The sequence below is a fragment of the Deltaproteobacteria bacterium genome (assembly GCA_009692615.1).
In the GTDB taxonomy this organism is placed as follows: Bacteria; Desulfobacterota; Binatia; order UBA9968; family UBA9968; genus DP-20.
Window position 1 is genome coordinate 1 of record SHYW01000034.1, and the last position, 21,264, is coordinate 21,264.

The window sequence follows — 21,264 nt, forward strand, 5'->3', positions numbered from 1 at the left end:
CGACGCACACACTTGGCCTATATCGAACCAACTCCAACAAGGTGGGGTTCCGCTATGGCCAGGTTTCTAACTTACGACCTCAACCCAACGCACTACCCTGACATAATCGCGTTGCTGTTAACATGACATATTGACGTTGCCACGACAGACAATGAAATTTTCAAAGTTGGCGCGGAGTTTTAATTGAAAACAACGATCTATCATGGTACCCCAACAAGGTGTCGGCAAAACTCAAAAGTCTTGAAGAACTGTCCACCATCGCGGCCCAAGCCCGTCGTGACGGTAAGTCGGTGGTCTTCACCAACGGCTGCTTCGATATTTTGCATCGCGGCCATGTGCACACGTTAAGGGAAGCGCGCGCGCTGGGCGATTTATTGATCGTCGCGCTCAATAGCGATCGATCGGTCAAAGCGATCAAAGGCCCGCGGCGCCCGATTTTATCGCAAATCGACCGCATTGAGTTGATCGGCGCAATGGAGATGGTAGACTACGTCGTTCTGTTCGACGAACCCAATCCCTATAAGTTAATCGTTGCGATCAAGCCCAAGGTGTTGGCAAAAGGCGGGGACTGGAGCGCCGATAAAGTGATCGGCGCGGATGTGATCGAGCAGGCCGGCGGACGAGTGGAACTCATCCCCTACTTAAAGGGATTTTCAACTAGCGGAATAATCGAAAGGATACTCAAGGAAAATGGCTAGAATTTGTCGGATCTGCGGTAAAGGACGTTCAACCGGACTCAAGGTTAGTCACGCCAACAATAAAACTAAACGCTCGTGGAAGCCGAATTTGCAGCGCGTGCACGGCAACTTCGACGGCCAGATCAAACGGCTCTTGGTCTGCACCGACTGCATTCATTCCGGCCGGGTAAAAAAAGTTGCGTAACGCGCCGTGCTGAGTTGGCGCTGAAGACCTTGCGGTCGCTCACCGGCGCGAAGTCTCAGTGCAGCTCCTCTTTGGGCGCCTGATCCGCTTCCACTTTGATCCCCGAGCGGCCACGGCCGCGCACCGCTTTGTAGACGCCCTTCACTTTGGAAATGTTCAGCAACACCTCTTTGAGGTGTTCAGAGTTCTTAATCATTACCTCGAAAGTATTGACCGCGCGATGGGCTGAGAAGGTGCGGATCTGCGCCCGCACGATGTTCGCCTCGGCGCTGGTGATCGCCGCGCTGATCGCCGCCAGCAATCCCGGTTTATCGATACAGCTCACTTCGATCTTCACCGGCCTCGGTGCCTGAATATTTACTTCCCAATGCACTTCGATCTTGCGATGGGGATCGCTCTCCAGAACCGTCGGACAACCCACCGTGTGCACCGTCACGCCGCGGCCGCGGGTGATAAAGCCGACTATCTGTTCGCCGGGCAGCGGATGGCAGCACAGGGCTAAACGCACCAGCACGTCGTCAACTCCCTTAACGCGAATCCCTAGACCGCGCTGTTGCTTTGAAACTAAGCGAAACAACGATTGCAGCGAGCCATCGGCTTTCTTCGACACCGTGGCTTCGAGCTTATCGGCGGGCAACAGTATCGCCAAGACATTGCGCGTCGTCAGCCGGCCGTAACCCAGCGCCGCGAACAACGCCTCTTCATCCTTAACGCCAAGATCTTTCAGTAAGCCATCGAATTTGCCATCAGCGCGCAGACTCGCGCAATCGAGTTGGTAATGATGCAAATCGCTTTCGAGCATTTCCCGGCCGAGGAGCACGCTCCGTTCGCGCTGTTGGGCTTTGAGCCAGTTGCGGATTTTCGATTTGGCGCGCGGCGTCTTGACCCACTTGAGCCAATCCCGCGCCGGCGTTTGCTGCGCCGTGGTAATAATTTCCACCGTATCGCCGCTGCGCAGGATGTAACGCAGCGAAACCACCTGGCCATTGATGCGCGCGCCGGAACAGCGCTGGCCGACCTCGCTGTGAATCCGATAGGCGAAATCGATCACCGTGGCGCCCTTGGAGAAATTCAGCAGATCGCCCTTGGGCGTGAAAACGTACATGGATGTCGAAAACAGATCTTCCTTGAGGCTATGCAAAAACTCCTGCGGGTCGTTGAGATTCTCCTGCCATTCCAAAAGTTGGCGCAGCCAGGCGAAGCGGCTAAAGTCGCCGATCTGAAAGTCTTCGCCGTCTTTGTAACGCCAATGGGCGGCGATGCCTTCCTCGGCGACCCGATGCATGTCGTGGCTGCGGATTTGAATCTCGATGCGCTCGCCGTAGGGTCCGATCACGCTGGTGTGCAGCGACTGATACATATTGGGTTTGGGCAGCGCGATGTAATCTTTAAACCGTCCCGGCACCGGGCGCCATTGTTCGTGCACCACGCCGAGGGTCTCGTAACATTCCCGCGCCGTGTCGACGAGAATGCGAAAACCGACCAGGTCGTAGATCTGATCGTAGAGCAGATCCTGGCTCTCCATCTTTTGATAAATGCTGTAGAAATGCTTCGGCCGGCCGCTCACCTCGGCTTCGATGCCCTCGCCTTCGAGCTTCTTGGTAATGATCGTGCTGACCTCGTCGATATATTTTTTCCGGTCGATGTTTTTCTTGGCGACGTTGCGTTTGAGCTGATAGTAAATTTCCGGATGCAAATGTTTGAGGGCAAGATCCTCGAGCTCGGTCTTGATCCAGGCGATGCCAAGCCGGTGCGACAGCGGCGCGTAAATATCTAACGTCTCTTGCGCCGTGATGATTTGCTTATAGCGCGGCAGGTGGTCGAGGGTGCGCATGTTGTGCACTCGGTCGGCCAACTTGATGAGAATCACCCGCACATCCTTGCCCATGGCGAGAAGCATTTTACGGAAATTCTCCGCCTGCTTTTCTTCGTGGCTGGTAAAACTCGGACGGCCCAACTTGGTCACGCCGTCGACCAGAGCGGCGACTTCCTTGCCGAACAAGCTTTTGATCTCGTCCAGCGTCGCCAGCGTGTCTTCCACCGTGTCGTGCAGCAAAGCACCTACCACACTGGGGACGTCGAGCTTCAACTCGGCGATGATGCCCGCCACCGCCATGGGATGGTTTAAATAGGGTTCGCCGGAAAGGCGCATCTGGCCCTGATGCACCTTGGCACTGAACTCGTAGGCCGAATGAATCAGCTGGACATCCGCACCCGGATAGTAGGCTTGGACCTTATCAACCAGATCGGTGATTTTACTGTCCTTCATGGTTCTCTTATCCAGCTTCAGGACTGCCGCGTAGCGGCGCAAGCCGCCAGTTTCGCGACCGCGAGGTACGCGCCCGCTCGGCAACGACGATGGCGCTCAAGGTCTTGACCGCCTCGCCGACTTGTCGATTGACGACGTAATAATCATACTTGATCAGCTCGCCGATTTCACCCCGGGCGTTGGCGAGGCGGCGCTGAATGATTTTCTTGTCATCGGTGCCGCGCGCCGACAGGCGCCGCTTTAACTCGGCCATGGATGGCGGCAAGACGAATACCGCCACGGCGTCGGGATAGCGCCGCTTGATCTCTCGTGCGCCTTGGACGTCGATGTCGAGTAAAATATCCCGCCCCGCCTTGACCGCTTGATCCAAAGGCTTTTTCGGCGTGCCGTAAAAATAGTCATGCACCTGCGCCGATTCCGCGAATTCGCCGCGCCTTTTAAGCCCGTCGAATTGACGCTCGCTAATGAAGCGATAATCCCGGCCGCGAATCTCACCGCGGCGCGGCGCCCGCGTGGTGCATGAAACCGACAGGCTGATTTCCGGATAGATCTGACGCAGACCGTTATAAAGCGTAGTTTTGCCGGCGCCGGACGGCGCCGAGAGAATAAAAATAATCCCTTGCCGGTGGGCAAGCGGACGAGCAGGCGCTTTCATTCGACGTTCTGAGTTTGCTCGCGGACTTTTTCGACCCGCTCTTTGCCCTTGAGCACCAGTTGCGTCACCGGCATGTAAGCGACTTTCGAACTAATGGTGTTGAGCTCGCGGTTCACTTCCTGAAGCATGAAGTCAATGCGCTTGCCGACCGGTTCGCGCTCGCGCACGACTTTAGCCAGCGCGACCACGTGGGTCTTCAATCGGACGATCTCTTCGTTGATATCCCCTTTGAACATCACGCCGGAATTTTCCGCTAGACTACGATCGTCATGCGCGTCGGCGTTTTTTTGCGGCCGAATCCCGTTCTCCGCCGCCCGCGCTTCGATCTGCACGGCGACTTTACGCAACTCGTCGATCTGCGATTCCATATCGGCGCGCAGATGGGCGCCCTCCCGCTCACGGGATTGTTCGAGTTTTTTTAGTGCGCCGCCAAGCGCCTTGAGCACCGCCAAACGTTCCTCGGCAACGTTGACCTCGACTTCGCGCAGCTGAAATAATTCTGGAATCGTCGAAAGCAGCGACACCCCGATTTCGCCAGCGAGTTTGAACTTTTTCTTGAGCTGGCTCACTCCGGCGATGTACTGGCCGACCAGAGCTTCGTCCATTTCCAACTTGCGGCTCTGGCCCTTGGCGGCGTAACGATTGACGAACAGATCGATGCGGCCGCGGGAAATCTTTTCGCGCACCACCTTGCGGATTTCTTCTTCAACGGACAACAGTTCCCGCGGCGCGCGCACCTGCAAATCGAGATGTCGATGGTTGACGCTGCGAATCTGCACCGTCACCTTGGCGCCTTTGATGTTCTGCGAAGCCTCGCCATAACCGGTCATGCTTTTCATAGTCGTTCCTTGATGATACTCCGTTTAAGATTTTCCGCCGGGACCGCCACCGTACCCACTTCATCGCCGACAAAGCCCGCCGCCAGATTGGCCAACACTGCCGCTTGTTCGTAGCTAGCGCCCGAGGCCAACGCCAGCGCGCACACCGCCACCACCGTGTCCCCCGCTCCGGTGACTTCAAACACATCGCGCGGCGCGGTGGGAAAATGTTTGACCTTCACCCGCGGCCGAAACAAACTCATGCCATCGGCACCGCGGGTGATCAGCACCGCCTGGGCTTGCCACTTGCGCACCAGTTTGGCGCCGGCCGTTAGTAAAGAAGCTTGGTCGTCGATGGCGATTGCCGACGCTTCGCTGGCTTCGCTCTTGTTCGGCGTCACCAACGTCGCGAACCGATAGTGTTGGTAATTTTCTTTTTTCGGATCGATCACGCAAATTATTTTCTTCGCCTTCGCCCGCACCGCGATGGCATCGAGCAACTCGTTATGAATCACGCCCTTGCCATAATCGGAAAGCACCACGGCATCGAAATCGTCGAGCCGCGCGACGATCCGCTCGCGCAGCTTGCGCAGCGTCGCCGGCGCCACCGCCTGGCGGCTTTCGCGGTCGAGGCGGACGATTTGCTGCTGGTGCGGACTGGCGATGACCCGGGTCTTTTGAATCGTATGATAATTGGCATCGACGACCACGCCCGATGTGGACGCGTTGACATCGTGCAACGCGGCAACGATGCGCTTGCCCGCGTTGTCCCGGCCGACGATGCCGCATGCGGCAACCCGCCCGCCCAAAGAGCGCACGTTATGAATCACGTTGGCCGCGCCGCCGAGCCGAGAATCTTCCGAAGCCACGCGCAGCACCGGTACCGGCGCTTCCGGCGAGATGCGCTCGACTTCACCGCGGATGAAACGATCGAGCATGAGGTCGCCGATCACCAGTAAATGGGTGCGGGAAAACTTTTCGACGATAGATAAAAGAGATTCACTCATCGCGTTTCAGTTTGATCGGAACCGGAGCCATCCAGCAGCTCATAATAGTAAGCTTCATTGCGTCGGGCCATTTGTTCTAGAGTGTAATGCTGCCGTGCGCGCTCCGCGCCTTTACATCCCAATGTCAGCGCTAACTCGGGATCGCCGACTATTCTCTCGATGGCGTCGGCCAATCTACTGGCATCTTTGGGCTCGACTAAAAGACCCGTGACACCATCCAACACCGACTCCACCAAACCGCCGACACGGGTCGCGATGACCGGCTTGCCCGCCGCCATCGCTTCCAAAACCGCCACACCCAAACCTTCGAACAGCGACGGCATGACAAACAGGTCGATGGCCGCGAAAAACGCCGCGGTGTCGGTAACAAACCCAGCGAATCGAACCTGATCGGCGATGCCGAGTTCCGCCGCCAGCCGTTCCAAGCTCTGCCGCTCGGCGCCATCTCCGGCAATCCGATATTGCAAATTCATCCCGCGAGTTTTCAATTGCGCCGCCGCTTCGAGCAAGAAACGATGACCTTTGCGCTCCTCCAAAACTCCCATGCTGCCAACGACTATTTCATCGGCAGTTCGTTGAATAGTCCTTCGACCAAGGGCAAACTTGTCGACGTCAATACCACTGGTGATAGTCCTAATTTTCTGCGGGTTGACGCCGGCCGCGATCAACAACTCGGCAATATTCTGGGAAATCGCTACGACGCCGTCGACCCGTTTGTTGTAAAGACAATGGGTATACCAATTGCGCGCCTCGGGATAGTCCATGCGCCGCGTGACAACGTAGCGCGGCCCGCGCGGTAACCAAAGTGCCAGGGCATGGGCACGCTTGGTATGAAAGTGGACGATGTCGAAGCCGCCCAGTCGAATCAGCCTGCGCAGTTTGGGAATACATCTGAGATCGAGATCGTTACGAATCACCGCGCCGTGGCGCGAAACATCGAGGGTTTCGCAGGCAGCGAACAACTTGCCATTGGGATGGCCGACCAGTTCGTTGCGATGACCACCCTGGGCGGCGAGATACTTGAGTAAACCCAAAACTTGCGCTTCGCCGCCGCCCCAATTGCGCTCAGGATCGATGTGCAGGATCTTGAGCGCGCGCTTATGGCCGCTCGCGCTCAATTTTCTTTTTCTCCTCTAATTCTAATTCCCACAACTTAGCATACTTGAGAAAAACGTAAACCGCCGCGGTGAGCGCCACGTAAAATCCGCCGAAACCTTCTAGGAAACCACGCTTAAGAATGTAAGAGCGAAAAAATCGCACCGCCGGCCTGAGCAAGGCATCGCTCAAGCGCCAACGGGCGCCCTCTTTCCGTAGTTCGCCGGACGATATCGACGTGAAGCGATTGATGCGCTGCACATGATCGTCGATGCTGCGATAGGAAAAATGCTGCAAATGATTTCGCAAACGACGGGTCTTGCCGTCGACGATAATTTTTTCATGGGGATCGCTGCCGCCCCAGGTCGCCCGCTCGCGGCGAAACAAACGGATATCGTAATCGGGATACCAACCGCCGCGCCACCACCAGCGGCCGAGATAATAAACCAAGCGCGGCACGGCATAAGCGGCATACTGAGCATCGTCCCGCGCCACCGCGTCGATCAGCTCCCGTCGCAGCTCGGGCGTGACGCGCTCGTCGGCATCCACCAACAAGACCCAATCGCCGGTGGCGAGAGAATGAGCGTAAGCCTTTTGTTCGCGATAGCCGGCCCATGGGCGTTGAAAAAAGCGTTCGGTATAACGCCGGCAAATCTCCGGCGTGCTGTCCGTGCTGAAGGAATCCACCACGACGATCTCATCGCACCAGCGCAAGCTTTCCAGACAATCGGCGATACGATCCTGCTCGTTGAAGCAGACCACGATCGCCGACACTTTCGGCCGAGGGTTGAGTTTTTCACTCACCATGGAATTCGCGGGAGGCCCGATTAAGATTGGGTCGATGGCTTAAACTTTTCCAGCAGCATCGCCCGGTAATGAAAGACCCGCCCTTTGGCGCGATATTGTTTCCGCTCATGCCCCTTGAGCGAATACCAACCGAACGATATCGCCGACCGCAGCAGGTTCGGCAGAATCGAAGCGAGAGATTGTCGCTTGTACAACAGACGGCTGCGCCCCTGCTGCTCATGGCGCAGGCGAAAATAAGCTTCGCTCAACCGGCTCCAATCGACTTCGTGATAAACCCCGGCGTCGTGCCGGTAGCCGATTTTTCCGCCCGCGGCAAGTATGCGTTGAGCGAACTCGACGTCCTCGGACATACCCGACTGGCCGGGACCGAGACGTTCGTCGAATAAACCGACGCGGTCAAAGACTTCGCGTCGAATCGCCATATTGGCGCCGGTCAGAGATTTTATCTCTTTCGTGGTTGACGGATAATTTACGAAATGAATGGTGCGAAAACGTTTCTGCGCGCGGCGGAAGGCGTCGTTGTTCTGCATTTCCAGCGGCACCCAAATCGGTCCTTGCATCGCGTCGAATGAATCGGTGCGAAAAAACTCGACAGCCGCTTTCAACCACTCCGGCGTCACTTCGACATCGTCGTCGAAAAATACGACCACCTGCCCACGCGCTTGCTTCACCGCGGCATTAGCGGCCTTACACTTTCCCGGCGCCGCCACGCGGATCACCCGCAAACGCCCATCGCTTTGAAAGCCGACGACGATCTCGTCAACGCCGCGCGCAGCCTTATCGTCCGGCGCATTGTTCGCCACCAGCACTTCATATTCGACGCCGCTCTGATGAAAATGGGTCGCGATGCTGGCCAATAATCGGCGCAGCGAATCGCAGCGTCCCACCGTCGGAATGATGATGCTAAAGTCCATTGGGCACATTTAATCTCCAGATGTCGGCAAAATTCACTGCGCCGCCCCCGCGCGCCGATTGGCGCGCGCCCGATACTTCCCGACTAAATAGCCGGCACACTTAAGCACGCGGCCCTCAGTTTTATAAGCCTTCTGCGTCAAGCCCAGGGCTCGATAGCACAACCAACGCAAACAGTTGGCAAACAAATTCGGCAAAACGCTAAATGCGATAGAATCGCGCCGATACAGACTTCGACTCAGTCCCTTGCGAAACTCCATGTCGCGGTTGTAAGCGCGGCCGTAACGATTGGGATTGAGCTCGTGGTATCCGATGGCGTCTGGAATGTAGCCAATCTTGAAACCCGCCTGCCGCATGCGGATAGAAAATTCCGTGTCCTCGCTAAAACCCGCGGCACCGGGCCCCAAGCGCTCGTCGAAGCCGCCGATGGTTTCGAGCACGCCGCGCTTAAAGGACATGTTGGTGCCGATCACGCCGCGGATCGCCTTGCGGTCGTGGCCATGGTCGATGATCGGAATGTTGTACTCGCGCAGCCGCTGCGGATCGGCGCTACGGCCATCGGGATCTTTACCCGGCAACACCCGGCCTTGGATCGCCGCGAAATCGGTTTGCTCGTGTGCTTCGATATGCTTGGCGATACAATTCGGATCGACGATCACGTCATCATCGATAATCATCAGCAAATCACCGCGCGCTTCGGTCAGCGCACGATTGAGCGCCCGGGATTTGCCGGGCGCCGCCTCCTCGAACACGCGAAGTGAAGTTTGCGAGCTTTTTGCCGCGCGCGCCTTCAACATCTCGGCCGTATTGTCCGTGGACGCATTGTTGATGACGATGAATTCGACGGCGATCCCGGGCGCAAGTTTGATGCCGTTCAAACTTTCCAGCAGTGCAGCCAGACTCTGCGAGCGGTTTCGCGTCGGAATGATCACGCTAATCAACATGATTCTTTACTTCGAGCGCGGCATAAAAGAATAAAACCAGTAAAATAAAGTCGGAATACGCGGCTGTAACTGAAAGCTCCGGGATAACCAAGCTCGGCTCTGCGCTGGCGCGCCTCGCTGAATCAAGGTGCGGCCCCTCCGCGCCATCGATTTCGCCAAGCGCGTTTTGCCTTTACGCGCCGACCAGCCGTTGTCAATAAACGCCGCAGCTTCCCCTGGCCTCGAACTGCCGCCATCGTCCGCGATCGGCTGAGCCGAAAAAATAAATTGGTAAGTCGTCGCCTCGGCATCGCGCATCAAGCGACGCAGCAGTCCGGCGGAAATTTTTTCTATCGACAGCTTCACCTCGGTGTTGAATACACCCGCCCGAGTGCGTCGCAACTCGACGATGCTAAATCCAGCCGAACGAAGCAACGCATTCAGGCTATCGATTGTAAAAAATTTTAAATGGGTGCGATCCAATAGCCCTTCCTCATTGTAATTGAACTCGCCATTGAACAACGCCAAACGCACGCTGGCATGGGCGACATTGGGTACCGAAGCCACCAAGTATCCTGTCGCTGTTAAATGGTCCCGTAATTTGCCTAGAACCGCGGCGGGATCTCTTAAATGTTCCAACACGTCGCCAAACAAAATCACGTCGAACTTCTCGCCGGGGAACCCTTCTTCCTGACACAGCAGCTCGATATCGCCGACGATCATCTGATGGCAAAAAGCGCCGGCCATAGAGTTCAAATCACGGCTCACTTCAACGCAGGTGACCACGCAGTTCTGCCGCACCAACGCTTCGGTCATGTGGCCGCTGCCGGGGCCTATTTCAAGAACCTTCTTATCCGCCCCGATCAGCGCCAACTCCGCGGTCAGCGTCGTATTACGTTCCACCGGCGCCCAATAACGCGAGCGAAGATCAGGGACCGACTCACTCATAGCCAGCGGGCTTGGTGCGCTCACGATTAACCTAACAACCCGTGCCAAAAATAACGCAGGTTCAAAAAGTTGGTCCGGAAAGCTTTGCCAAACATCTGTTTGGAAAGCGCGCGGTCGCCGCTATCTTTATAATAGCGGCCGAGCTTAAAGTACTTCCTGGCAAGGCGCAGGCGAAAACTCGACGCGCCGATGGCGCGGACAACTTCCGGATGATTGCGCCAAAGCTCCTCCAGATAACCGACGTTGGTTTCCTTGATGTTGATCAACTGCGAAAGGTTTTGACCGGTCAGGCGTTTTTTGCAGCCAAGATAATCAACGAATCGCACTTCATGATGCGCCGCCAGGCGGAGATAAAAATGTAAGTCGTCGAGGGCGCCAACATCTTCACTGAGACCGCCGAGCCGATCGAAAATATCCTTGCGCACCATCGTGACCGACATGGATGCGATGGGATAGTCCCACAGCAGCGTCTTGGCACTCACCGGCTTATCACGCAAACCCGCGCAGACACCGTTCGCCAAGTGTAGCTTATGCGGATCGACCCCGACACCGAAATATTCGCCATTGTCGAAGACCAATGCAGCGTTTGGATAAGTTGAGAATTCGCCGACGAGCGTTTGCACATGCTCAGGATGCCACAAGTCATCATGATCGCAGAAAGCGATGAATTCTCCTTGGGATAATTTGACGCCGGCATTGCGCGCCGAGGCTGGACCGCCATTGGCCTGGCGGACAAATTTCAAATGAGGATAGTCCCGTTGGACTATCGCCGCGGTGTCGTCCGTCGAACCATCGTCGACGACAATCAACTCGAAGTCCCTAAAACTCTGGCGGACCACGCTATCGAGGGTCTCGCCTAACAGCGCGGCATTGTTATAGGCCGGAATGATGACGGAAACGCGCGGCATCTCGCTATTGCAGCACCTTCTCTTGTTCCAATTCGTCGCTCTGGTCGGTGAACTGAAGGGTGTAGAGCTTGTTGTATTCGGCTTTCTGCGCCAGCAACTCGTCGTGGGTTCCCTGTTCGACGATCATGCCGTCGACCAGAACCACGATCCGATCGGCTTTGCGGATAGTCGACAGCCGATGCGCGATCACCAAACTGGTGCGCCCAACCATCAGCCGTTCAAGAGCATCTTGCACCAACTTCTCCGATTCCGAATCCAACGCCGAGGTCGCTTCATCGAGAATCAAGATCGGCGGATCTTTGAGCAATGCCCGGGCGATCGACAATCTCTGCCGCTCGCCGCCCGACAGTTTGAGTCCGAGTTCGCCGATCACCGTGTCGTATCCTTGGGGGAGCGCGGTGATAAAATCATGGGCATGGGCGGCATGGGCGGCGGCGATGATATGGTCCATGTCTTTCGAACGGTCGCCGTAAGCAATGTTGTTCTTCACCGAATCGTTGAACAGAAAAGTATTCTGCGTCACCACGCCGATCTGCGCGCGCAAGGACTCCAACGTCAAGTCCCGGATATCGACGCCGTCAAGGGTAATCTTTCCGGACAAGACATCGTAGAAGCGCGGGATCAGGTCGGCGAGAGTGCTTTTGCCGACGCCGCTCATGCCGACCAACGCGATCATGTTGCCGGCATTGATCGTGAGATCGATATTTTTCAAAACCATTTTGTGGCCGTAACCGAAGCTGGCGTCGTGAAATTCAACCTGCTTAGAAAACGGTACCGCGCTGCGCGCGTCCAACTTTTCCCGCACGTCGGTGTCGGTGTCGAGAATCTCGAAGACCCGCTCGCCGGCGGCGATGCCGGTGAGAATCGTGCCGTTGGTGTTGGCGAGTTTTTTGAACGGCTGATACATCATGAACATGGCGGTGAGAAACGCCATGAACTGTCCCTGAGTGCGGGTGCCGGCGATGACGCTGGCGCCGCCGTACCAAACCACTCCACCGATAGCGAAGGCCGAGAACAACTCCATTATCGGTCCCACCACCGAGCGAATGCGAGTGGTACGGATGCCGATCTTGAACAAGCGCTCGCTTTCCTTGACGAAGCGGTCTTGCTCGTAACTTTCCATACCGAAGGCTTTGACGATACGATTGCCTTGAATCGTTTCTTGTAAAAGACTGAGCAGCAGTCCGACCTTCTCCTGACTGCGGCGGGTATACTTACGGATTTTTTTACCCAAGCGCAGCACCGGCAACACCGACGCGGGAAAGACCAAGAAAGAGATCAACGCCAAACGGGTGTCCATGTAGAACGCCGCGCTCACCAGAGCGATCAATTGGGTCGACTCGCGAATCACCGATACCACCGCGTCGGTCATGGAACCGGCGGCGACGCCGACATCGCCGGTCATGCGCGACATCAAGGCGCCGGTCTGGTGGCGCTGAAAAAACGACAGAGAGAGCGACAATGTATGGGCGGAAAGTTTGTTGCGAATGTCGGTCACCACCCGCCCGCTGATGTAGGCCATCAAGTTATCTTGGCCCAAGGAAACCAAACCGCGAAAAAGAAAGATACCGACGATCACGAAGGGCAAATAGCCAAGCACGTTTGCGTCTTTACTGGCGAAGACATCGTCAAAGATTCCCTTGGTCAGAAACGGCAACGCGCCGCTGCTGGCACTGTAGCCCAACATGCAGAGCGCCGCTAAAATCAAATAAGGCCAAATATAAGGCTGGAGGAATTTTAATAATCGAAGATAGATTTTCATGGCAAGAACTCTTTCATTGAGCCGGACCTTGCGATCGCCGCTTTAGGTCACCTTGAATAACAACATCCGGTCCTTGCGGCTACCGGTGAAAGTTTTCTCCAACACTAGGCCGAACTTTCCCGGCTGCTTCGCCAGTTCAGGAAAAGCCTTGGTCAAAGATTTCGCTTCGACGGCGAGATAATCGGATTTTTGCTCGCGTAGATAAGCGCCGACGTTGGCGGCTTCGACATCGGTCAATCTCACGGTTTGGCTTCCGGCGTAAAACGTCACCCGTTCATCGAGCACCGCAACGCGCAGGCCGCCGATTCGGTCCAATGATTTGAGATACCAACCGGTTTCACGGACAAAGGCTTTTTCCCGCGATACCGCCTGCAGCGTCTTGGGCAAAGTCCCCGCAACAAAAACCGCCAACAGAGCGACGCCGATCATGCGCGCGCGCGGCGCCGATAAACGCGCATGCAATTCATTCCATACCCAAACCCCGCCAATGGCAACCCAAGCTAGGGAAATCGGCACCGCCTGCAAAGCATAGCGCCGCTTGACCAAGATCAGCGCGAAGCCAAAGACATGGGCAGCCGCAAACGCTAAAAGCAGCAAGTCACGCCGGTCGAGAAATTTTTCGCGCCCAACGAGGTATAGCCCCACCAATAAAAATGGCACATAAGAATAATGCAAAGCTGCGAAGAACACTCCGATGGCGGGAAAAACATCCGAGGCAACTTTTTTCGCGTAGCGCCAGGGATGCTGGCGGATGTAGTCGGAAAATATCACCGATTCCGCCGAGCCGAACTGAGCTAGATCGGCGTCGTCCAAAATACCAGCTTTCTGTAGGTTGAGACCCAGGGTCACACCGGCTTTGCGGCTGACCGCGCCGAACCGTCCGGTATCGATGCTCAGATAAACGATATACGGCAGCGCGAAAAGCAAAAAGCCGGCGAACAATAAGGCACTAGACCGGCTGAGCCATGAAAGTCCACTCTCCCGTTGACGGAACCACTGAAGCAATCCCACCGCAGGAACGATCACCAAGAATCCTAGCGCTTCGGGGCGATACAAAAAAGCGTAACCGGCGGCCATGCCGCCACAAAAAAACCTTGTCCGCGATCGCCATTGGCTGCCGGTCAAAAACAGATAGAGCGCCAGCGCGGCGAGAAACAGATAGGCAACTTCGCTCCGCACGTGAACCGAGTAGAGCGCCAAGAACGGGCTGACGGCGGCTAAATAGCACACGGCCAAGGAAATCCTGGCATCATCGAAGGCGCCACGGAACAAGCCGTACAGCGGTAACAAGATCGCTATCCCAAGAATTAACGAAATCAACTGCCCCGCCAATTCCCAGTTGCCAATCACCGGATAAACCAAGGCTATCAGTACGGGATAACCGGGCGGATAGACCGACTTTAACCCCGCGGCAACGTCGCCGCGAAAAAAATCCTGCGCCGCGCGAATGTAAAGCACACCGTCAAGGCTGATACAGTAATATTGCCAGAGCAAATAACCGCGCACCGCGGCGGCCAGCGACACCGCGCCAAGAAGCCAACGGCGCGCTTGCCTAGACGTGAGGATCTCGTCGGTCATGACAATGGCATCACGCCGCGGCGTGCTTTCACTTCATCGAGTCGTTGCGTTGCCGTGACGATACTGTGAATCCATTGGCGCCGCGATTGCCGGATATTAAAATCATTACCTAGATAAATTTTCAAAAATGACAGCTTTGCCGACGGGCGTAAATAACGCCCCAACGTGCGATTGAGTTGAACAAGATTCTTGACTTTGCGTTGCAAGCTCAAGCAGCGATAACGCCGGACCCCTTCGAGATCGAGAAGAAACAGCTGCAAGTCACTCACCTTCGCTGCACCCACCACCAAAATATTAGCGTCCTTAAGATCGTTGTGGTAAATCTGCTGGCCGTGCAGCGAAGCAAAGAGCGCGGCCAATCTCGCTAGAAAACGCCGACGCGAATTAAACCCCGCGGCACCAGACAAACCTGCCAGCTCAGCGCACCAATACGCATCGGCGGTTTTGCCGCCGTGAATCTCTGCGCTAAGATAAAAACTCTTGGATAAAGTACCCGCGCTGCGATGCTCCACCGCGGCCACCGGGGTTGCCGTTGAGATTTGTCCGGCACGCAAGATCGCCGCGCCTTGAAGCGCGCGAAACGCACCCGATTGAGTGAAACGAGACAGCAATTTGTAGCGCAAGGAAAAGGCATTATAGCGTTTGACGTAAATCGATCGCGGCCGCCCCGCGAGGGTCACATTGACCCGTCCAACTTTTATTTTGCGTTGGTCCTTGACGATCACACAACTGGCGTCGGTGAACAACTTATCGGCATCCGCTAAGCGATCGAGAAATGCCGGTTCCATGCGACTGGAATCCACCCACAACGCGCCATCGCCGCGCTCGATCAAGACAAATTCAGGATACACGCGCCGGCGCCCGCCCGCTAACTTGCTGAAGTAACTCATCGAGCCGGTCGAAATGGCGCTGCCAGGAATAGTCTTCGGCAATTTTTCGCGCCGCATGGCCGAGCGCCGGGTCGCCCACTCGGTGCAGAAGGGCCAAGAGTTTGCCCGAGAATTCCACCGAATCGTCCAAGTCATCGACAACGCTGCCGGACAAAGTTCTAGTCAGAACTTCGGCGGCGCCGACGTCGCGACTTACCAACACCGGCAAACCGGACGCCAAAGCCTCAAGCACGACATTGCCAAAAGCTTCCTGCAACGCCGGCAACGCAACCACATCGGCGGCGGCGAAATATTTTTCAATATCATCCTGACGTCCGGCAAAGATAATTCTTCTCGGCGCAATACCCTCGGCACGGGCTTGATAGCTAGCGAGCCGCGCATCGCTACCGACGACCAACAAGTAAATTTTACCAAACTCAGGCAATGACCATAGGGCCAGCAGGCGATCCAAACCTTTACGACGAAAACCACTGCCGACGAACAAAACCAGCGGCGCGTCGGCGGGAATCTGCCAGCGCGCGCGCACCTCGGCGCCGTATTGCCGACGCTTGGCCGGATGAAAGCGCTCTAGATCGACGCCGTTGTAAAGCACCGCGATTCTTTCGTCGGCCACTGGATAATTTTCCAAGATGTCGCACTTCACTTCGGTCGACACCGCGATGATCGCTTGCAATCGCGGCGCGGCATACTGACGCCGTTCCAAGGCCAAGAGCGTTCGATGATAGAGACTCACTTTCTGCCACAACCGACGCGCGGCGCTACCTTCCGAGCCAAGCCGCGCGAGAAAACCGCGATGGGTTCCACCGCCGCAGCGCAAAATATCTTGCTCGATCAAGCGGCCGAAGCCGATCACGACATCGCAGCCGCTCTGTTCGATGAGCCTGGGCGCGCGCCGGGCAAAACTCCAGAGCCGCGCCGTGCGCCCGATGCCGAGCACCGATACCCGATGGGCGGTGACGCCCGCGGGCGGAGCGACGCCGTATTCGGCGCAAAACAAATGGACATCATGGCCATGATCGCGCAACCCTTCGGCAGTCTTGAAGAGATCTCGCTCGGTGCCGCCCTTGAGATCGAGCCGTTTATGCGCCAGGGCGATCTTCACCGGCGCTCATACGTTTGGCTTTGACAATGATATTATCGGACAGCAACAGCGCCGGATCGAAGAGATAGCCGAGGATCTGCCAATTGTAAGCGCGCTGGCGCGGATCTTTCTCGGCGCGGATCACCGCCACCCAGCTAAACAGCCACATGAAGGGCCAAAACAAAATTGTAAAGAAACGCGCCGCGAACTTGACCCGGGTGCGGCGCAGTTCGGTCACTTCGAAACCGTAGTGGAACAGTAAATAGTAAAGCTCGTAGAAATGTAGCAAATAAATATTCGGCGCCTGGCCCGGCTTGCTCGTGTAATGAGCCGGACGCACCCGGCCGCGGAGAAACCCGGTGAACAGAAAACGCACCCGCGACATGACATTGAGCACGTTGGGTGTGCTGATCAACACGACGCCGCTCGGTTTGAGCACCCGGGCGATTTCGCGGATCAGCTGCGGCTGATTTTCGATATGCTCGATGACTTCAACTAAATTGACCGCATCGAAGGTCGCCGAGCGAAACGGTAGAAAAGAATTGAGATCGACGCCCGCCACCCGGTCGACTCCCGTCATGATCGGCGGCGGTCCATAGTCTGTTGCGGTGACCCGATAACCGAGCTGCGCCAGCATGCGCGAGGTATCTCCGCCGCCGGAGCTCAAGTCTAAAACTCGTTTGGCCGCCGCCGGCTCCGCCGACCAGGCCGCCGACACCGAATCGAAAATCGTCGTGTTGGGCATCGCCGCTGCTAACGCTCTCTCGCACCGTCGATGGCTGGAGACCAACGCATCAATTGGCGAAAACTTATCGACGGATCGGCGCCGTCGCATTCCTTGCGCCGCTGGCGCGTGCGCCCTTCGAGCCAACGGGCGAAGCGCTTATTCGGCGCCGACAAGCGCGTCACGTTGAGATAAGCACGCAGGAAGCGTAAACGGTCTTGCAGAGTAATGCCCGGCAGCGGCTGACGGTTGAGTTGAATCAAATTACGCTTCCAAAGCGTTTGCCAGGACCAGGTGCGATATTGGCGCGTGCGGTCGTTGTCCATGAAATAGAACTCGCCGTGAGAAATAAAAATATTTCCGGCCAACAGATCGCCATGGACAAAACCGGCGGCGTGAAAACGGCGAATCAACCTGGCCAAGCGTTGAATATGCTCCCGCTTGGACCGCAACCCTTCAGCGCGGCAAAACTCGCCGCGTATATACTCGGGCAGCGCGACACCGCTAATTTTCTCGCTGACGACGAACTCGCGCCGGGCAACGCGCCAGCCGGCTTGCGCTCCCAAGGCGACCGCCAGCGGCGCCTTGAACCCCGCCCCAGCTAAAAGCAACCCTTGGTGCCAACTATTGAACGCCTGACTGCGCCGCATTTGATCTTTGAAAGCTTTGAGCGCGCCGCTGCGATGAAAAATTTTGACGAAGAACTCTTTTTCGTGCACGCCATCGGTAAAGCGAAGCTCAACGGTCTGCGGATGGTGCGCCGGACTTTGCGCTTTAACGATGTCGAGCACCTGGCGTTGCACGTCGTCGTTCCATTGGGCGCTCAACGCCAGCAAACGCCATTCCTCAACGGCGATGCTGCGATACTCAAACAACGTAGCCATGACTAACACGAGAGGCGCTTTGCGGGCCGAGCACGATGGCGAGTTTTTTAGCGATCATCGCCGTCGAAATCGATTGCATACAGACCCGGCCGATGGGACAAGTTTTTCGATAACAGGGTGAGCAAGGCGCTTCACCGCGAATCGCCAGATCGCCAAAGCCGTAGGGCCCGGTGCGGCGCGGTTCGGTGGCGCCCCACAGAGAAATCACCGGCGTTCCCAGCGCCGCGGCGATATGCATCAATCCGGTGTCAGGGCCGACGGCAACTTTAGCGCCTTCGATGATCGCGATCGCTTCGCGCAAACTAGTGCGACCGACGAGGTCGATTATCCGTCCTTCGCCGGCCATCGTCCGGCGCGCCAGTTCGCGATCTTCCGACCCACCGAGTAAGACGACATTCAGAGCAAAATCCCGTTGCAAACTTTTCGCGCAATCGGCGATTTGTTTGGGAAACCATTGCTTGCTCTGCCAGCGGCTGCCGACGAACAAACCGGCGTAACCGCCTTTCACGCGGTCTAAATACTTAGCAGCGCCGGCCCGTTCCGCCGCAGATAAATTAAACGACCATCCGAGGGGCGCCGCGGAGATGCCAAGATATTCGACGAATTTCAGATAGTGGTCTAATTTAGGTATTTCGTCGCCGTACGCTTCGATGTAACGATTATTGAAAAACCAATTACCCTCTTTGCTATCGGCCCGATGAAAACCGAGGCGCACCGGCGCGCCGCTCGCCCAGCTGATGATGCCGCTTTTTAGATGACGCTGAAGATCGAGTATGAGGTCGAATTTATTCGCGTGTATCGTTGCCAAAAACGGCGCGAAAGTTTTCCACCAATGACGGTGATCGAAGACAATGATCTCATTGATGAATGGATTGCCCTCAAGCAGCGGCGCCGCCGCCGGTTCCACCGACCAGGCCAAGGTTGCGTGGGGAAATCCTCGCCGTAGCAGTCCGGCCAACGGCAATGCCCGCGTGACATCGCCGATGGAGCCGTGCAGCACCAGGAGAATCTTTTTCGGCGCAAAGTTAGCCGGCATCGCGGTCATAATAGTAGCTTACGAACTCTTCCCACGCGGCTGCAGACAAATAGTTTCCGGTAGGATCGAGTTTGCGCGTCGAGCGCAGCAGCCGGTCGAGATTTCTGGCCGCCAACTCGGTGGGCAGCTGGCCGAGAGATAATTTAGCCTTGTCGAAGTCGATGAGATAACTCGCCACGCGGTTTTTTTCCGGCCGCAGCAAAATATTTTTGAGATTGAGATCGCTGTGAAATACGCCTTCGCGATGCATGGCGCGGACGCTCGCCGCCACCGCTCGCAGTGTCGTCTCCAAGCCAAGCCGCGCCACCAGGCCGCTTTGCAGCGCCGACCATAAGTCTTCGCTGTCCACCAATTCACGGGTCACCAAACAGCCGCGATAGAATGGACCGGCACTGCGAATGACACAAGCGGCAAGCACCTCCACGGTGGGCACGCCGCGGCGGCGCAGTTCTTCGGTGACCACCAATTCGCGAAAGGGCCGCGGCGGCCAAGTGAAATACCATTGCCCGGTCAAACCGCGAAGCAGGCCGCCGTGCTGGCATCGGCGCACCAGCGCGTTGGCCCGGTCTGGCAAATGAATTCGGCGTAGATGGCTACGTCCTTGATATTCTGACGGCTCGCTTCGACCATCCTCGGCAAAGCAACTATCGATCTTGATCTGCCGCTCGCGCCCACGGCGCACAATCATGCGCCCGCCTTTGCCATCGCTCCATCGGACAAAACCCTCTGGCACCGCGCCCCAAGTCAACTGGTCCGACAACATTTGATACGAGTTAGGAATTGGCAGCGGACTAAACGGAGATGAATTCCGGTTGAAACGAAGTGAGCGGCGCCGGGCCATAGGAAAAATCAGCGTGAATAAATTTCTCCACCCCGCTCAAAACACTTGCGGGTTGAATGAGTTCACTACACGCTTGGTGTCCCAACGGACAGCGGCTGCCGCCGTGGGTCGTGCACGGACGGCAATTTAAATCTTTCTGCAACACCGTTGCCATGCCGCTATACGGATAGAAACCCAACGCCGGTGTCGTAGCGCAAAACAGCGCCACCGTCGCCACGCGCTCGGCCACCGCGATATGCATCGGGCCGCTGTCATTGGTAACGAACACCCGACAGCGAGCGATCGCTGCCGGCAATTCGCGCAAGCTGATCTGTCCGGCGAGATTGACGGCACCTTGGCCGCAGCGATTCAGCACATCGCCGACAACAGCCGCATCCTCGGCGCCGCCGAAGAGCGCCACCTGGCAGTCAGCATTGCGACGCAGATCGGAAATCAATTGAGCAAAGCCGGCAGCCGACCAGCGCTTGGTCGGCCACACCGAACCGGGATGGATACCGACAATCGGATGGTTGAGATCTAAACCAAGAGCGGCGAGTTTTTCATCCACCGTCGCTTGCAGCGCGGCACTCACTGGCAAAGAAATTTCTCGCTGGCATTCTTCGGGCGCAATATCGAAAGCTTCAAGCAGCGACAGATTGCGCTCGACATCGTGCCGCGTGGGGTCGCGATTGACGGTGCGATGAAACAGCCACGACCCACGGCTTTGTTGAAAGCCGATGCGGAGAGGAATTCTCGCCAAGCTAAGCATCAACGCACTACGCCAAGATTTGTGCGGTGTCAGGGCAATTGTGAATTGATGCCCGGCAAGTGCCGCGGCTTGGCGGCGTAAACCGACAAAGCCGCGATGGAGCTTTTTTTTATCGTCGACGATGATCGCATCGATGGCCGGATGATCCTGCAACAGTTCGCGGCTCGCCGGCTGGCAGAGTAGTGTCAGCTTCCCCACTGCGAAGCGGCGCCGCAGTTCGCCGATCAACGGCAAAGTCAAAACCGTGTCACCGAGAAAACTGGTCTGCAAAACCAAAACGTTTTCCCAGTTCGCCGCAGGCAATGAAGCTATAAACGCACCGCCTCGTCGATCAGCATGACTGGAATATCGTCTTTGATTGGATAGCTGAGCCGGCAAGCGTCGCACACCAACCCGTCGCTATTTTGATTGAGATGGATATCGCCCTTGCATTTCGGACAGGCGAGGATATCCAAAAGTTCCTTGCTGATAGCCATAGTTTAATCTCCTCGTAGAA

22 protein-coding genes are annotated in these 21,264 nt (G+C 56.6%); 2 read left to right on the top strand and 20 right to left on the bottom strand.

Annotation, left to right across the window (positions count from 1 at the left end; all coding sequences use genetic code 11):
- The first annotated feature begins 218 nt into the window (after positions 1-218).
- The gene (gene rfaE2 / locus EXR70_10275) at positions 219-698 is read left to right on the top strand and encodes a D-glycero-beta-D-manno-heptose 1-phosphate adenylyltransferase (GenBank protein ID MSP38864.1); all 480 of its coding nucleotides are present in this window, start codon (positions 219-221) and stop codon (positions 696-698) included.
- Entirely contained in the window at positions 691-882 is a 192-nt protein-coding gene (rpmB, locus tag EXR70_10280) for a 50S ribosomal protein L28 (protein ID MSP38865.1), read from the top strand. Before rfaE2 ends, rpmB begins: the two co-directional genes overlap by 8 nt.
- A gap of 55 nt (positions 883-937) precedes the next feature.
- Here rpmB and EXR70_10285 read toward each other — a convergent pair whose 3' ends face one another.
- The 20 genes from EXR70_10285 to EXR70_10380 are packed head-to-tail and all read right to left on the bottom strand — an operon-like array spanning position 938 to position 21,244.
- Positions 938-3,151 carry a bifunctional (p)ppGpp synthetase/guanosine-3',5'-bis(diphosphate) 3'-pyrophosphohydrolase gene (locus EXR70_10285; GenBank protein MSP38866.1) on the bottom strand — a complete coding sequence of 738 codons (2,214 nt, stop codon included), beginning with the start codon at positions 3,149-3,151 and terminating at the stop codon, positions 938-940.
- Positions 3,152-3,158: 7 nt separating this feature from the next.
- On the bottom strand, positions 3,159-3,806 hold the full coding sequence (locus EXR70_10290) for a guanylate kinase (protein MSP38867.1): 648 nt from the start codon (positions 3,804-3,806) through the stop codon (positions 3,159-3,161).
- Positions 3,803-4,645: a YicC family protein gene (locus tag EXR70_10295; protein MSP38868.1), complete on the bottom strand. Its 843-nt coding sequence runs from the start codon at positions 4,643-4,645 to the stop codon at positions 3,803-3,805. The genes EXR70_10290 and EXR70_10295 overlap by 4 nt, the downstream gene beginning before the upstream one ends.
- On the bottom strand, positions 4,642-5,631 hold the full coding sequence (rfaE1, locus tag EXR70_10300) for a D-glycero-beta-D-manno-heptose-7-phosphate kinase (GenBank protein MSP38869.1): 990 nt from the start codon (positions 5,629-5,631) through the stop codon (positions 4,642-4,644). The genes EXR70_10295 and rfaE1 overlap by 4 nt, the downstream gene beginning before the upstream one ends.
- Positions 5,628-6,749 (bottom strand): glycosyltransferase family 1 protein, encoded by a 1,122-nt coding sequence (locus EXR70_10305; protein MSP38870.1) that lies wholly within the window; start codon positions 6,747-6,749, stop codon positions 5,628-5,630. The genes rfaE1 and EXR70_10305 overlap by 4 nt, the downstream gene beginning before the upstream one ends.
- Positions 6,730-7,533, bottom strand: a complete 804-nt coding sequence (locus EXR70_10310; protein MSP38871.1) for a glycosyltransferase family 2 protein — start codon at positions 7,531-7,533, stop codon at positions 6,730-6,732. The genes EXR70_10305 and EXR70_10310 overlap by 20 nt, the downstream gene beginning before the upstream one ends.
- A gap of 20 nt (positions 7,534-7,553) precedes the next feature.
- A complete protein-coding gene (locus tag EXR70_10315; GenBank protein ID MSP38872.1) occupies positions 7,554-8,456 on the bottom strand; it encodes a glycosyltransferase in 903 nt (300 codons plus the stop codon).
- A gap of 24 nt (positions 8,457-8,480) precedes the next feature.
- Positions 8,481-9,389 (bottom strand): glycosyltransferase family 2 protein, encoded by a 909-nt coding sequence (locus tag EXR70_10320; GenBank protein MSP38873.1) that lies wholly within the window; start codon positions 9,387-9,389, stop codon positions 8,481-8,483.
- A 6-nt stretch (positions 9,390-9,395) separates the two neighbouring features.
- The gene (locus tag EXR70_10325; GenBank protein MSP38874.1) at positions 9,396-10,316 is read right to left on the bottom strand and encodes a class I SAM-dependent methyltransferase; all 921 of its coding nucleotides are present in this window, start codon (positions 10,314-10,316) and stop codon (positions 9,396-9,398) included.
- A gap of 26 nt (positions 10,317-10,342) precedes the next feature.
- On the bottom strand, positions 10,343-11,224 hold the full coding sequence (locus EXR70_10330) for a glycosyltransferase family 2 protein (protein ID MSP38875.1): 882 nt from the start codon (positions 11,222-11,224) through the stop codon (positions 10,343-10,345).
- A 4-nt stretch (positions 11,225-11,228) separates the two neighbouring features.
- The gene (locus EXR70_10335) at positions 11,229-12,986 is read right to left on the bottom strand and encodes an ATP-binding cassette domain-containing protein (protein ID MSP38876.1); all 1,758 of its coding nucleotides are present in this window, start codon (positions 12,984-12,986) and stop codon (positions 11,229-11,231) included.
- Positions 12,987-13,028: 42 nt separating this feature from the next.
- The gene (locus EXR70_10340; protein MSP38877.1) at positions 13,029-14,564 is read right to left on the bottom strand and encodes a hypothetical protein; all 1,536 of its coding nucleotides are present in this window, start codon (positions 14,562-14,564) and stop codon (positions 13,029-13,031) included.
- Entirely contained in the window at positions 14,561-15,589 is a 1,029-nt protein-coding gene (locus EXR70_10345) for a hypothetical protein (GenBank protein MSP38878.1), read from the bottom strand. The genes EXR70_10340 and EXR70_10345 overlap by 4 nt, the downstream gene beginning before the upstream one ends.
- The gene (locus EXR70_10350) at positions 15,405-16,556 is read right to left on the bottom strand and encodes a glycosyltransferase family 1 protein (protein MSP38879.1); all 1,152 of its coding nucleotides are present in this window, start codon (positions 16,554-16,556) and stop codon (positions 15,405-15,407) included. The genes EXR70_10345 and EXR70_10350 overlap by 185 nt, the downstream gene beginning before the upstream one ends.
- On the bottom strand, positions 16,534-17,370 hold the full coding sequence (locus tag EXR70_10355; protein ID MSP38880.1) for a class I SAM-dependent methyltransferase: 837 nt from the start codon (positions 17,368-17,370) through the stop codon (positions 16,534-16,536). The genes EXR70_10350 and EXR70_10355 overlap by 23 nt, the downstream gene beginning before the upstream one ends.
- The gene (locus EXR70_10360) at positions 17,289-18,143 is read right to left on the bottom strand and encodes a hypothetical protein (protein MSP38881.1); all 855 of its coding nucleotides are present in this window, start codon (positions 18,141-18,143) and stop codon (positions 17,289-17,291) included. The genes EXR70_10355 and EXR70_10360 overlap by 82 nt, the downstream gene beginning before the upstream one ends.
- Positions 18,127-19,188 (bottom strand): glycosyltransferase family 9 protein, encoded by a 1,062-nt coding sequence (locus EXR70_10365; GenBank protein ID MSP38882.1) that lies wholly within the window; start codon positions 19,186-19,188, stop codon positions 18,127-18,129. Before EXR70_10365 ends, EXR70_10360 begins: the two co-directional genes overlap by 17 nt.
- Positions 19,169-20,020: a hypothetical protein gene (locus tag EXR70_10370; GenBank protein ID MSP38883.1), complete on the bottom strand. Its 852-nt coding sequence runs from the start codon at positions 20,018-20,020 to the stop codon at positions 19,169-19,171. Before EXR70_10370 ends, EXR70_10365 begins: the two co-directional genes overlap by 20 nt.
- Positions 19,971-21,155, bottom strand: coding sequence for a lipopolysaccharide heptosyltransferase II (gene waaF, locus EXR70_10375; GenBank protein ID MSP38884.1), 1,185 nt, complete (start codon positions 21,153-21,155; stop codon positions 19,971-19,973). Before waaF ends, EXR70_10370 begins: the two co-directional genes overlap by 50 nt.
- Positions 21,077-21,244 (bottom strand): Trm112 family protein, encoded by a 168-nt coding sequence (locus tag EXR70_10380; protein MSP38885.1) that lies wholly within the window; start codon positions 21,242-21,244, stop codon positions 21,077-21,079. Before EXR70_10380 ends, waaF begins: the two co-directional genes overlap by 79 nt.
- Between the last annotated feature and the right edge of the window lie 20 nt (positions 21,245-21,264).

Coding starts and splice junctions, on each gene's coding strand:
- rpmB (MSP38865.1), top strand. CDS start 691: ATGGCTAGAATTTGTCGGATCTGCGGTAAAGGACGTTCAACCGGACTC.
- EXR70_10285 (MSP38866.1), bottom strand. CDS start 3,151: ATGAAGGACAGTAAAATCACCGATCTGGTTGATAAGGTCCAAGCCTAC.
- EXR70_10290 (MSP38867.1), bottom strand. CDS start 3,806: ATGAAAGCGCCTGCTCGTCCGCTTGCCCACCGGCAAGGGATTATTTTT.
- EXR70_10295 (MSP38868.1), bottom strand. CDS start 4,645: ATGAAAAGCATGACCGGTTATGGCGAGGCTTCGCAGAACATCAAAGGC.
- rfaE1 (MSP38869.1), bottom strand. CDS start 5,631: ATGAGTGAATCTCTTTTATCTATCGTCGAAAAGTTTTCCCGCACCCAT.
- EXR70_10310 (MSP38871.1), bottom strand. CDS start 7,533: ATGGTGAGTGAAAAACTCAACCCTCGGCCGAAAGTGTCGGCGATCGTG.
- EXR70_10315 (MSP38872.1), bottom strand. CDS start 8,456: ATGTGCCCAATGGACTTTAGCATCATCATTCCGACGGTGGGACGCTGC.
- EXR70_10320 (MSP38873.1), bottom strand. CDS start 9,389: ATGTTGATTAGCGTGATCATTCCGACGCGAAACCGCTCGCAGAGTCTG.
- EXR70_10325 (MSP38874.1), bottom strand. CDS start 10,316: ATGAGTGAGTCGGTCCCTGATCTTCGCTCGCGTTATTGGGCGCCGGTG.
- EXR70_10330 (MSP38875.1), bottom strand. CDS start 11,224: ATGCCGCGCGTTTCCGTCATCATTCCGGCCTATAACAATGCCGCGCTG.
- EXR70_10335 (MSP38876.1), bottom strand. CDS start 12,986: ATGAAAATCTATCTTCGATTATTAAAATTCCTCCAGCCTTATATTTGG.
- EXR70_10340 (MSP38877.1), bottom strand. CDS start 14,564: ATGACCGACGAGATCCTCACGTCTAGGCAAGCGCGCCGTTGGCTTCTT.
- EXR70_10345 (MSP38878.1), bottom strand. CDS start 15,589: ATGACTTGGACGATTCGGTGGAATTCTCGGGCAAACTCTTGGCCCTTC.
- EXR70_10355 (MSP38880.1), bottom strand. CDS start 17,370: ATGCGACGGCGCCGATCCGTCGATAAGTTTTCGCCAATTGATGCGTTG.
- EXR70_10360 (MSP38881.1), bottom strand. CDS start 18,143: ATGGCTACGTTGTTTGAGTATCGCAGCATCGCCGTTGAGGAATGGCGT.
- EXR70_10365 (MSP38882.1), bottom strand. CDS start 19,188: ATGACCGCGATGCCGGCTAACTTTGCGCCGAAAAAGATTCTCCTGGTG.
- EXR70_10370 (MSP38883.1), bottom strand. CDS start 20,020: ATGGCCCGGCGCCGCTCACTTCGTTTCAACCGGAATTCATCTCCGTTT.
- EXR70_10380 (MSP38885.1), bottom strand. CDS start 21,244: ATGGCTATCAGCAAGGAACTTTTGGATATCCTCGCCTGTCCGAAATGC.